Source organism: Burkholderia perseverans (assembly GCF_022870505.1).
GTDB lineage: Bacteria > Pseudomonadota > Gammaproteobacteria > Burkholderiales > Burkholderiaceae > Burkholderia > Burkholderia plantarii.
The window spans coordinates 2,776,034-2,788,842 of sequence record NZ_CP045094.1; the positions used below are offsets into that span (position 1 = coordinate 2,776,034).

Below are 12,809 nucleotides of genomic sequence, written 5' to 3' on the forward strand. Positions count from 1 at the left end.
GGCCGGAGACGCCATGACTCAAAGAAATACCGTCGATATCGCCCAAGTCGTCGAGACGCAGGAGCGCAGCGGGTTCACCGTGATGCTGTTCGTCCTGTGCGCGCTCGTCATGCTGGCGGACGGCTTCGACAATCAGGCCTTGAACTACGCCGCCCCGGGCATCATCCGGGAATGGGGTATCAACCGGGCCTTGATGACACCCGTGTTCAACATCAGCATCGTCGGCTGGATGGCCGGCTCGGTGGTGTTCGCGATGCTGGCCGATCGCATCGGCCGGCGGCGCGCGATCCTGCTCGCTACCGCGCTGTTCGGCGTCTTCACGTTCGCCGTGCCGTTCGCCCACAACCTGGTCGACCTGTCGGTGCTGCGCTTCTGCGCCGCGCTCGGCATCGGCGGCGGCATGCCGATGGCGGTCTCGCTGATCACCGACTACGCGCGCTCGGGCAACCGGGGGCTGATCATCACGCTGCTCTATCTCGGCTACACCGCCGGCTCGTCCGGCGGCGGCCTGCTCGCCGCGGAGATCATCCCGGCCTACGGCTGGCGCTCGGTGTTCTACGTCGGCGGCGCCGGTGCCGTGGTGGCGGGCATCGTGCTGTTCATCGGCCTGCCCGAATCGATCCGCTACCTGACGCTGCGCAATCCCGGCAGCCGGCGGATCCTCGCCTACGCCCGCAAGCTCAAGCCGAGCGCGCATTTCGCGGACGACACGCGCTTCACGATCCAGGAGCAGGTGCGCACCGGCGTGCCGGTGACCCACCTGTTCACCGAGGGCCGTTCGGCCATGACGGCGTTCCTGTGGCTCGCGCTCGGCCTGTCGTTCGTCACGCACTTCTTCCTGTCGCAGTGGATGACGACGCTCCTGACCGACCAGATCGGCTTCGCCAACGCGGCCCGCAGCCAGGCCCTGTTCCAGCTCGGCGCCGGCTTCAGCTGGTTCTTCGGCTGGATGATCGATCGCAAGGGCGTGTCGGTGATGACGCTGACGATGATCGTCGGCGCCATTCCGGTGGCGGCCATCGGGCTGGCGGTCGGCAGCGGCGCCGGCCTGACCATGACGATGGCGCTGGTCGCCGGCCTGCTGGTGCTGGGCGGCAACATCGGCCTGAACGCGATCTCGAGCATGATCTACCCGACCTTCATCCGCTCGACCGCCACCGGCGCCTCGTTCGCGGTGGCCCGCATCGGCGCCATCATCGGCCCGCTGCTGGCCGGCGTGCTGATCGCGATCGGCACGCCGATCGCGACGATCTTCCTGCTCGGCGCCCTGCCGCTGGTGGCCTCCGGGGTCGCCTGCTTCATGCTGAACCGGGCCATCACGCCGGAAGCCGCGCGCGAGATGTCGTTGCGCTCGGCGCTGTCGCGGCATTGACGGCCATGTTTCGACGCCCGCGCCGCGGGCCAACCATTCGGTGCGTTCATGGATAGCGTCAATCTCGAAGTGCTGAAGGCGAGCGTTCGCTGGATCGAGGCCGGCCGCGCCGTGCTGCTCGTCACGGTCGTCAAGACCTGGGGCTCGTCGCCGCGGCCTGAAGGGTCGATGCTGGCCATCCGCGAGGACGGCGCGGTGGTCGGCTCGGTATCGGGCGGCTGCATCGAGGACGACCTGATCGACCGCGTGCGCCGGCTCGGCATCGAGCAGACGCGGCCGCAGGCGCTGAAGTACGGCATCTCCGCCGACGAGGCGCACCGCTTCGGCCTGCCGTGCGGCGGCACGATCGAACTGGTGCTCGAGCCGCTGACGCGCGCGAGCGGCATCGGCGAGCTGTGCCGCCGCGTGGCGGCCGGCGAACTCGTCGCGCGTTCGCTCGACATGCAAAGCGGCGCGGCGCGGCTGCTGCCGGCGCACGGCGCCGACGCCACCGAATTCGACGGACGCCGGCTGCTGACCGTCCACGGCCCGCGCTACCGGATGCTCGTGATCGGCGCCGGCCAGCTGTCGAGCTATCTGTGCCGGATCGCGGCCGGGCTCGATTACCAGGTGACCGTCTGCGACCCGCGCGAAGGCTACGCCGACACCTGGCGCGTGCCCGGCACGACGCTCGTGCGCTCGATGCCGGACGATACCGTCCACGCCATGCAACTCGACGCGCGCTGCGCCGTCATCGCGCTGACGCACGACCCGAAGCTCGACGACCTCGCGCTGATGGAGGCCGTCAAGACGCCCGCCTTCTACGTCGGCGCGCTCGGCTCGCGCCGCAACAACGCCGCGCGGCGCGAGCGACTCGGGACTCACTTCGACCTGAACCCGGATGAACTCGGCCGCCTGCGCGGGCCGGTGGGCATCTATATCGGCAGCCGGACGCCGCCCGAAATCGCGGTGTCGATCCTGGCCGAGGTGACGGCGGTCAAGAACGGGGTCGCGCTGCCGCGTGAATTCCGCGTCGGGCAGGCCAAGACGATGCTCGACATCGCGATGGACGAACAGACCTCCTGCGCCGGCGCGATCCGCCACTGAACGGCATCGGCATCAAGATCGACATCGGCAGTCCCCACCCGCGCGGGCATCGCCTCGCAGCGCCAGGCCCGCGTCCCCGGCCGGGCCACCCGCCCGGATGGTTCGTTATACGAATAAAACTTCATAGACCAGACAAAGGGGGAGCAGCATGTTTTCTCGTCTTTCCATTGCCGGCAAACTGTCGGCCGTGATGGCCCTCTTGGGCCTGCTCATCATCGTGGTCGGCCTGCTCGGGCAACTCGCCATCCAGCGTTCGAACGACGAACTCGACTACGCGTACTCGAACCAGCTGGCGGCCTCGATCGCCGTCGGGCGCGCCAATCTGGAACTGCAGATCGCGCGCGTGGTGCTCGATCGCGCGATGATGCATCCCGAGGCCGCCGATTCGCCGGCGGCCGTCGGCAAGGCACTCGGCCATCTCTCGGACTCCGATCGCGCGTGGCACATCTACCGCGCGCTGAAGCTCGCGCCCGACGAGCAGACGCTTGCCGACCGCGTGGACGAGGCTCGCTCCGCGCTGGTCAGGAACGGCATCGTGCCGCTCGCCAATGCGCTCAAGCAACGCGACAGCGCAGCGGCGGACCACATCATCTCGTCGAAGACCATGTCGCAGCTCTCGACGGTGCTCTCGACCAACGCCGATGCGCTCGACCGCTGGAAGAACCGGCACGGCAAGCAGGCGTTCGACGCCGCGGAGCATTTCAACGGGCAGTTGCGCCTCACCGGCCTGGCGTTGATCGTGATCGGGCTCGGCATCTGCGCGATCTGCGCCGCCGGGTTGCGCCGCTCGATCGCGACGCCGCTCGCCGGCCTGCTGGCGGCGCTGCAGCGCATCGCGCGCGGCGACCTGACCGCGCAGCTCGACACGCACGCGCGCGACGAGATGGGGCAGCTCGTGGCCGGGCTCGCGCAGATGCAGGGCGGCCTCGCGCAGACCGTGCGGCAGGTCACGCACGGCGCCGAATCGATCGCCACCACGACGCGGCAGATCGCGGCCGGCAACAACGATCTCTCGCAGCGCACCGAGGAGCAGGCCGCCTCGCTGCAGCAAACCGCCGCCAGCATGGAACAGCTCACGTCGACGGTCCGCCAGAACGCCGACAACGCGCGCACCGCGCAGAGCCTGACCGAAGCGGCACACGGCGTGACCGAGCGCGGCTCGCGCGTGGTCAGCGACGTGGTCGGCACGATGACGGAAATCGATCGCAGCTCGCAGCAGATTGCCGACATCACCGGCGTGATCGAAGGCATCGCGTTCCAGACCAACATCCTCGCGCTCAACGCCGCCGTGGAAGCCGCCCGCGCCGGCGACCACGGACGCGGCTTCGCCGTGGTCGCGGCCGAGGTGCGCTCGCTCGCGCAGCGCGCCGGCACGGCCGCCAAGGAGATCAAGACGCTGATCGACGACTCGGTGCAGCGCGTCGCGTCGGGCTCGCAGCTCGTCAACGCGGCCGGCGCAACGATGCGGGAGATCAGCGACTCGATCGCGCGCGTCACGACTATCATGCGGGAAATCGCGACCGCCTCCGACGAGCAGCGCGACGGCATCGAGCAGGTGTGCCTGGCGGTGTCGCAGATGGACCAGGTCTCGCAGCAGAACGCCGCGCTGGTCGAGGAAGCCGCGGCGGCCGCCGCGTCGCTCGACAATCAGGCGCATGGGCTGCGCGATGCCGTGTCGGTGTTCCGGCTGAAATAGCCGGCGCTCGGGCGCGTCGGCCCGCAGTCACGCTGCGCGGCCGGTGACGGCACGCGCGGCGGATCGGCACGCGCGGCCTCCACGTGTTCTGCCGCGCCGCCGCGCCAGGCTCGCCAACCCTCACGAGCCGCCCCGGTCTCCCCTGCGCCCCTCGCACCCTTCATGGGCTCGCGACACCCGCTACCGCCTGCGGAGCGAGCGCCTCGACCCGCTCGTGTACCGGCGCCAGCAGCGGGTCGGGCGGACGCGACAACCGCCTCCGCGCGCGGTGCTCAAGGCGAATCGAGATATACTGCGATGGCGCGCAAACTGGGACTGCCAAAGTCAGGCGCCGCAAGCCGGATGCGTGTGGCGCTGCCCTTGCAATCCCTATCGCCCAGCCTATGAGATGACGCTGCCAGCAACAACCCAAGCCGATCTGTTTCGCCACGTCAGTGCGGAAAAGGCTACTTTGTATCGCTGCATCATGGATTGCTTCGCCGCTGCCAAGCGGCAGTTCCGACTACATCTTCGCCCCGACGAGGTACTGGAAGACAGCGACTGGTCCACGTTGGCCAACCCGGCGCCGCCCCGGATGGAAGAGATCCAGGCGGCGCTGGCGCAATTGGCCGAATGGGGCAACCTCGAATCCCAGCCGGACACCGCCCGTGTCGCCAGCATCAGCGACTTCTATCGCGCGCGCTTCGTCTACCGGCTCTCGCTGGGCGGCGAGGCGGTGGAAGCCGCGCTTGCAGCCTTTAGCCGCACGATGCGCCGGCGAGCCGAGTTGCAGAGCGTCGCCCTTGAAGACATCGCCCTGCGCCTGAAGGCGTTGCTGGTCCTGGCCGACAGCGCCGAACCCGATGCCATCAAGGTGCATGAAACCCTGCGCGACCTGGTGCGCGTGTTCGAGAGTCTGGCCGACAACGCGCAGGCCTTCATGGCGGGCGTCGGCCGCGGCATCGAATTGCAGCAGGCCGACGCCGCAGCCGTGCTCGCCTACAAGAAGCGGCTGATCGACTACCTGGAGCGTTTCATCGGCGATCTGGTCGCGCGTTCCGGCGGCATCGCCCAGCACATCCTCGCACTGCAGCCGCGCATCGACTCGCTGCTGTGGCTGACCGCCCGGCGCCAGGCCCGCGACAGCGCGCCGGGCGATGAAGCCGAACAACTCGATGCAGCCACGCGCGGCTGGCAGGCCTGGCGCGAACGCTGGACGGGGCTGCGCCGCTGGTTCCTGTCCAGCGGTCATGCACCAGCGCAGTCCGAGCTGCTGCGCGCCAAGGCGCGCGCGGCAATCCCGCAGCTGCTATCGGCCGTGGCCACGATCAACGAGCGCCGCAGCGGCCGCAGCGACCGCTCTGCGGACTTCCGCACGCTGGCCGGTTGGTTTGCCGCCTGTGAGGATGATGCCCAGGCCCATCGACTGGCACGCGCGGCATTCGCGCTCAATCCGGCCCGCCACTTCTCGTTGAACCCCGAACTGGCGCCCGGGGCGCAGGACCTGCCTGCCAGCACGCCGTGGGCCGATGCGCCGCCGCTGCGCATCCATCCGCGCCTGCGCGAATACGGCCAGGCATCGCCACGCGGGGCGCTGCCGCGTGTGCAGGCGCGCGATGCCGAGCGTCAACTGCTGGCTGCCCGGCTGCATGAGGAACATGCGCAAATCGAAGCCGCTCGCCAGCGACTGGTCAACGGCCGCAGCACGCGCCTCTCCGAATTCGGCACGCTCGACCCGCATGCGTTCGCCCTGTTCCTCGGGCTGCTGGGCGAAGCGCTGACCGCACAATCCTCGCCCGGCGCCGAAGTGGAGGTGCCCAGCGGCGACGGCCTGCTGCGCGTCCGCCTTCAACCGTTGGCCGAGGACAGCCGAGCCACCATCCACACCGCCACCGGAGCATTCAGCGGCCGCGACCACCTGATCACCATCACCCGCACGGACATCGCCCCATGAGCCGCAGCGACAGCCGTGCGAACAGCCACAGCATCGGTCGCCAGCAGGCCTGCCACCGCGACGATGAACGCACCCAGGCGCTGCGCGCCCTGCTGATGGCGCCGCTGATGACCCCGGCACACCAGGACTTCGCCGCCGTGCGGCGCCACGCCGACGAGTTGCGCGCCTGGTTCGCACGCGAGACGGGCTGGACGCTGCACATCGAACGCGACTGCGCCCGCCTGTACAAGCGGCCGGCCGACCTGCGCGACGCCAGCCGCGGCCTGCCCGGCTACGAGCGCAGGCACTATGTGCTGCTGTGCCTGGCGTGCGCGGTGCTCGAACGTGCCAATCCGCAGATCACCCTGCGCATCCTGGGCGAGCGGCTGCTGGCGCTGGCCGCCGACCCGATGCTGGAATCGCGCGGCTTTCGCTTCACCCTCGGCACCGCGCACGAGCGCCGCGAACTGGTCGCCGTCTGCCGCAGCCTGCTGGAACTCGGTGTGCTGCAGCGCGTGGCCGGCGACGAAGAAGGCTACGTACGCAACAGCGGCGATGCAGCCGAGGGCTCCGACGCCCTGTACGACGTGCGCCGCCGGGTACTGGCCGGCGTACTCGCCGCGGTCCGCGGCCCGTCCACCTGGCCCGCCGAGCAAGCTCCGGTGGATCTGGAAGCGCGCCTGGCCTCGCTGGTCGTTGAACACCAGCCCGACAGCGAGGAGGGCCGGCGCACGGCCCTGCGCCATTACCTCGCACGCCGCCTGCTGGATGACCCCGTGGTCTACCTGGAGACTCTCGACGCCGAATTGCGCGCCTATTTCGTCAACCAGCGCGGCGCAATGGCCAGCCGCCTGTGCGAGGCCGCCGCGCTGGTCGCCGAGCAGCGTGCCGAAGGCCTGGCCCTGGCCGACGAGGACGGCGAACTGACCGACATTGCCATGCCCGCCGAAGGCACCGAAGCCCACGTCACCCTGCTGGTCGCCGAGTTCCTCTCCCGGCCGTGCGACGCCAACGAGGCGATCGACCACGACGACGTCGTCGGCTTCCTCGCCACCGCCCGTGAAGAATATGGCCGCTACTGGCGCAAATCGGCGCGCGAAGCCGGTGCCGAGCGCGAACTCGCCAGCCTCGCGCTGGAGCGCCTGCAGAAACTGCAACTCGTGGCATGCAACCCGGACCACATCCAGCCCCTGCCCGCGCTGGCGCGCTTCGCTCTCGGCGCGGTCGATATCCGCCAGCCCGCCGCACCCGCGCCCACCTCTTCGTCCCTGTTCGAATGACCGACATTCCCTCCCCGCCCTTGCCTGTCCCGACCCTCGCGCGCTGGCAGCCGCTGCGGCTGGGGCTGGTCGAGCTGTTCCACTACGACAGCGAGGAGTTCTGGTTCCGCGACGGCCACCTGCTACTGCGCGGCAACAACGGCACCGGCAAGTCCAAGGTGCTCTCGCTGACCTTGCCGTTCCTGTTCGACGCCCAGCTCAAGCCCTCGCGCATCGAACCCGATGGCGACGCCAGCAAGAAGATGGCCTGGAATCTGCTGATGGGACGCCGCGACCGCCGCATGGGTTACACCTGGCTGGAGCTTGGCCGGGTTGGCCCCGACGGCCAGCCGCACTATCTCACGCTGGGCTGCGGACTGCTGGCCGTGGCCGCGCGCCCCCAGGTCGACAGCTGGTTCTTCGTGCTCGAGCAACAACGCATCGGCCACGACCTCTGGCTGATGAGCCCGTCGCGCGTGGTGCTCACACGCGAGCGATTGCGCGACGCGCTGCAGGAACATGGGCAGGTGTTCGACACCGCGACCGCTTACCGGCGCGCGGTCGACGAGCGCCTGTTCCACCTCGGGCTGCAGCGCTACACCGCGCTGATGGACACGCTGATCCAGCTGCGCCAGCCGCAGCTCTCCAAGAAGCCGGACGAAACCAACCTCTCGAACGCCCTGACCGAGGCGCTGCCGCCGATCTCCAGCGACCTGCTCGCCGACGTCGCCGACGCCCTGAACCAGCTCGAGGAATACCGCCGCGAGCTGGAGGAGTACGAAGCGTTGGAGCGCGCCGTCGGCCAGTTCAATCAGCGTTACCAGCGGTATGCCGCCACGCAGGCTCGACGCCGCGCGCGCAGCCTGCGCAGCGCACAGACCGGTTTCGACAACGCCAGCCGCGAACTCAACGAAGCCCGCCTCGCCCTGGACGCCGCGCGCGCCGCCGAAACCGGCGCCACGCAAGCGCAACAGCGAGCGGAAACCGCGCTGGCCGCCCATCGCACCCGGCTCGACGAGTTGCAGAACGACCCGGCGATGGCCGATGCCAAAACCCTCGACAAGGCCGTCGCTGATGCCAGCCAGCGCCAGCACGAGGCCGACGCCGCCCGCGGCGATCACCGACACCGGCAGACCCGCCTGGAGCAGGAGCAGCAGGCCACCGAGCGGCGCGCCCAGCGCGCCGAGGGCGCGAGCCGCGCACTGGCCGACACCCGCATCCAGGCCGGCGAGGACGCGGATGCGGCCGGCCTGGCGTCCGACTATGGCGCCAGCCCGCTGGCCCACCAGGATGCGGCCTCCTTGACGCTGTCGGCGCTGGCATCGGCACAGCAGGATCTGCGCCTTACCACCACCGGCCGCCGCGAACAGGTCGCCCATCTGCAGCGCCGCTACGACGAAGTCGAGCAGGCAGCCCAGATCCGGGCACGCGCGCAGGACCTGCGCGACGACCGCGCCGCCGAAACCGAGGACGCCGCCGCCCGCCGCGAAGAAGCCGACGAAGCGGTCGAACGGCAAGGTCAGCATCTGCTCGAAGCCTGGCAATCCCATCTGGATGATGCGCGGCAGCTGCAGGTGCCTGACAGCGATGGCGTCCTCGAAGCGCTTGCCGTCTGGACCGCGAGTCTGCACGGCGACAATCCCGCGCGCGCCGCCCTGCACCGCGCCCAGCAGACCGCCAGCCTGCGCCTCGCCCAGCGCGAAGCCACCTTGCAGACCGAACAACTGGCCCTGGAGCAGGAACAAGCCACGCTGCACGCGGAGCGCACGCGCCTGCAATCCGGCGAAGACGCCCTGCCCCCGCCACCGGCATGGCGCGCGCCCGGCGCGCGCGAAGGCCGCGCCGGCGCGCCGCTATGGCAACTGGTCGAATTCGCGCCGGCAGTGCCGGCCGATCTGCAGCCCGGCCTCGAAGCCGCGCTGCTGGCCTCGGGCCTGCTCGACGCCTGGGTGACGCCCGACGGACAGTTGCAGGATTGCGGCGGCGCGCCGCTACCGCACGATGCCCAGTGGCTTGGCCGGCCAGCGCGCCCGGATTCGCTGGCAGCGTGGCTGCAGCCGGCTGCCCTGGCCGAAGCCACGCCGATGGTCGCCCCCGCCGTGCTGCAACGCCTGCTTGAGGGCGTCGCCTGCGGCGAGGAGGACGACCCGGGCGCCGAAACCTGAATCGGCCTCGGCGGCCGCTTCAGGCTGGGCACATTGGCCGGTGCCTGGCACAAGCCCCGCGCCGAGTTCATCGGTTACGCGGCACGCGCCGCCGCCCGTGCGCGCCGCCTGACCGAGATCGCCCAGCGACTGGAGGAACTCGACCTAGCGCTCGCGCGGCTGCAAGCCGGCTTCGCACAACTCGCCGCCGACCAGCGCCAAGCTGCCAATGAATGGCAGTCCGCGCCCACCGACGACGCCCTGCGCGCCGCGCACCTGCAAGCCAGCACGCGCGTGCGCGAGCTCGATGCGGCCAGGCTGCGCCTGAACCAGGCAGAGCACGCCTTGCGCAGCGCCATCCAGCAATGGGAAGCTGCCAGCCAGACCCTGGAGCAGGACGCCCGGGATCTTGCGCTGCCGCCGGCGCGCGACGCCCTGCGCACCATCGATCACGCGCTGCTCGCCTTCGGCGATCGGCTGCATGCCCTGGCCAGTGCCGCGCGCGCCTGCCACGACACCTTGGCCGAACACCGCCAACAAGTCGAACGCGAACAGCAAGCGCGGACAGATGCTGAACACGCGGCGGAGCAAGCAGCCGAACGCGATCGCCTGGCCGAAGAAGCCCGCATCCGCCTGCAGACGCTGCGTGAATCCGTCGGTGCCAAGGTCGAGGAACTGCAGCAGCGCATCCGCGATGCCCGACAGGCCGTCAGCAGTGCAGATCTGGAACTCAAATCGAGCAACGAAGCGCTTCGCCTTGCAGGCGAAACGCGGGCCCGGGCCGAACAGAAAGTCGAGGCCGCCGACGCCATCCTGAGCGAACGCATCGCCTCGCGCCAGCAAGCCATCGAGCACTGGCAGGGCTTCGCCGCCACCGGCCTGCTCGAAATCGCGCTGCCCGATGCCGAACTGCCGCCGCAGGCTGCGCCCTGGACCATCGAATCCGCCCTGGCCCTGGCACGCCGCGCCGAACAGGGGCTACTGCAGGTCAAGGACGACGACGACGCCTGGAGCCGCGTGCAGAACCAGGTGTCGCAGGACTATACCGAGCTCGGCCGTGCGCTGGCCGCGCTCAGCCACCGCGCCCAGGCTGAAACCAGCGATTTCGGCCTGATCGTCAGCATCGTCTACCAGAACCGGCCCGAGCGTCCCGATCAACTAGGCACGCGCCTGGCCGGCGAAATCGCCCAACGCCGAGAGCTGCTGACCGCTGGCGAACGCCAGGTGCTGGAGAATCACTTGCAGGCCGAGATCGCCAGCGCGATCCACAAGCTGCTGCACGACGCCGAGCAGCAAGTGCTGGCGATCAACGAAGAACTGACCAGACGCCCGACCTCCACCGGCGTGCGTTTCCGGCTGCTGTGGGAGACCCTGTCCGAGAACGGCGATGGCGGCGCCCCGGTCGGCCTCAAGGCCGCTCGCCAGCGCCTGCTCAACACCAGCACCGATTTGTGGAGCGCCGACGACCGCCGCGTGGTCGGCGAAATGCTGCAACAACGCATCGCCGCCGAGCGCAGCCGCGCCGACGCCGACCAAGGCGGCAGCCTGCATGAACAACTGGCGCGCGCACTCGACTACCGCCGCTGGCACCGCTTCCGCGTCCAGCGTTGGGATGGGCAATGGCGCCCGCTGTCGGGCCCGGCTTCCAGCGGCGAGCGCGCCCTGGGGCTCACCGTACCGCTGTTCGCCGCCGTCTCCAGCTACTACTCCCAGGCCGGCTACGCGCATGCGCCGAGGCTAGTGCTGCTGGACGAGGTCTTCGCCGGCATCGACGACGCCGCGCGCCATCACTGCTGGGCGCTGATCCGCGAATTCGACCTCGACTTCGTGGTCACCAGCGAACGCGAATGGGCCTGCTCGGCCGAATTGCCCGGAGTGGCGATCGCGCAATTGCAACGCCACGAAGGCATCGACGCCGTGCATGTCTCGCGGTGGACCTGGGATGGCCGCGCCAAGCGCCAGGAACCCGATCCCGACCGCCGGTTCCCACCTGCCGCCTGACCGCCCGCTTGAACCCAACCCGCATGTCCACCGACGCCACGCTACCAACCGCCCCACCGGACCCACGCCTGCAACGTCTGCTGGGCGGCGACGCCCTCGCTCCGCTGCGTCGGCGGTTGCGCCGGCACTTCGAGCGCATCGGTTCCGATACCATCGCATCGACGCTGCGTCTGGACAAACTCGCCCCCGCCGCGCATCAAGCGCTCTGCCAAATGACCGGCAGGCCCGCGCGACCGGCGCGCTCCATGACCCTGGACATCCGCCAGCTGGACAGGGCGTTGCGCGAAGCCGGCCTCGCGGACTCGCTGCGTGACGCACTGGAACGCCTGGACGGCCCCATCGTCGACAAGACGCGGCAGCGCCTGCAACTGCAGGCACGCTGGGCCGCCGAAGTCGACTCGGTCGACGCGTGCCCGCTGTTGCAGGATTGGCTGAAGGCCCCCTCGGCCGCGCCGCTACTGAAGCGCCTGGGTCGTACCCCGGACGGTGCCACGCCACTGTTGAACGCCGCCGACAGCGTGCTGCGCGCGCTTCCAGCGCAGGGACAGCCCCGCTCGCAGCTGGCGGCCAGCCTGCTCGGCGACGCCCATGCCCTCGACGCCGGGCGACCGGTGGCCACCCTCGTGCTCGCCGTTTGGCGGCATCACGAACGGCAGCCCCCGACCAACCACGAAACCGGGGACGGTCCCGAAAATGCTCCCAAGGGAGAAGGCACGGAGGAACGTCAACGCGATGTCTGGGCACGCGCCGGTATCCTGGTCAACGAATTGGCAAGGCCCGCACTTTTCCTTAATCTGCCGGTGGCCGCCTCTCAAGGAGCGCAGGGGCATCCAGGCGAGCCGTCGTACATTTCACTGCGGCAATTACTTCGAGCCAGCCCGACCTGGTCCGTCGCCGATCGCGTCGTCCATGTCTGCGAGAACCCCAACTTCCTCGCCATCGCAGCCGACCAGTTGGGCGCCCGATGCGCTCCCCTCGTCTGCACGGACGGCATGCCATCGGCCGCGCAACGCATCCTGCTCGATCAATTGCAGGCCGCCGGCGCAAAGCTGCACTATCACGGGGACTTCGACTGGCCCGGCATCGGCATCGCGAATTTCGTGATCCGCACCTGGAATACAGCGCCTTGGCGAATGAGTACCCAGGACTACGAAGCCGCCGCAAGTTCCACACGCGTGCGGCATGAGCTTGGCGCCATGCCTGTCAACGCCGACTGGGATATTCATCTCGCAACCGCAATGCAGAACCATGGCACTGCCATCGCGGAGGAGGCCGTCGCAACCATTCTGATTGAAGATCTGCGCGTTCCGGGTCCAGCAAAAAAATGATTGGCCTCCAC

6 protein-coding genes and 1 pseudogene are annotated in these 12,809 nt (G+C 69.6%); all 7 read left to right on the top strand.

Annotation, left to right across the window (positions count from 1 at the left end):
* The first annotated feature begins 13 nt into the window (after nt 1-13).
* The 7 genes and pseudogenes from BpN12_RS26850 to BpN12_RS26880 all read left to right on the top strand — a co-directional run bounded on the left by BpN12_RS26850 (nt 14) and on the right by BpN12_RS26880 (nt 12,798).
* On the top strand, nt 14-1,372 hold the full coding sequence (locus BpN12_RS26850; RefSeq protein WP_246795238.1) for an MFS transporter: 1,359 nt from the start codon (nt 14-16) through the stop codon (nt 1,370-1,372).
* Nucleotides 1,373-1,420: 48 nt separating this feature from the next.
* Nucleotides 1,421-2,458, top strand: coding sequence for an XdhC family protein (locus BpN12_RS26855; protein ID WP_246795239.1), 1,038 nt, complete (start codon nt 1,421-1,423; stop codon nt 2,456-2,458).
* A gap of 148 nt (nt 2,459-2,606) precedes the next feature.
* On the top strand, nt 2,607-4,154 hold the full coding sequence (locus BpN12_RS26860) for a methyl-accepting chemotaxis protein (protein WP_246795240.1): 1,548 nt from the start codon (nt 2,607-2,609) through the stop codon (nt 4,152-4,154).
* A gap of 388 nt (nt 4,155-4,542) precedes the next feature.
* Nucleotides 4,543-6,087 (top strand): TIGR02677 family protein, encoded by a 1,545-nt coding sequence (locus BpN12_RS26865; RefSeq protein ID WP_425306327.1) that lies wholly within the window; start codon nt 4,543-4,545, stop codon nt 6,085-6,087.
* Nucleotides 6,084-7,346 carry a TIGR02678 family protein gene (locus BpN12_RS26870; protein ID WP_246795241.1) on the top strand — a complete coding sequence of 421 codons (1,263 nt, stop codon included), beginning with the start codon at nt 6,084-6,086 and terminating at the stop codon, nt 7,344-7,346. Before BpN12_RS26865 ends, BpN12_RS26870 begins: the two co-directional genes overlap by 4 nt.
* Nucleotides 7,343-11,470, top strand: a pseudogene (locus BpN12_RS26875) (TIGR02680 family protein). Before BpN12_RS26870 ends, BpN12_RS26875 begins: the two are co-directional and overlap by 4 nt.
* Nucleotides 11,471-11,493: 23 nt before the next feature.
* Nucleotides 11,494-12,798 carry a TIGR02679 family protein gene (locus tag BpN12_RS26880; protein ID WP_246795242.1) on the top strand — a complete coding sequence of 435 codons (1,305 nt, stop codon included), beginning with the start codon at nt 11,494-11,496 and terminating at the stop codon, nt 12,796-12,798.
* The last annotated feature ends 11 nt before the right edge of the window (nt 12,799-12,809 follow it).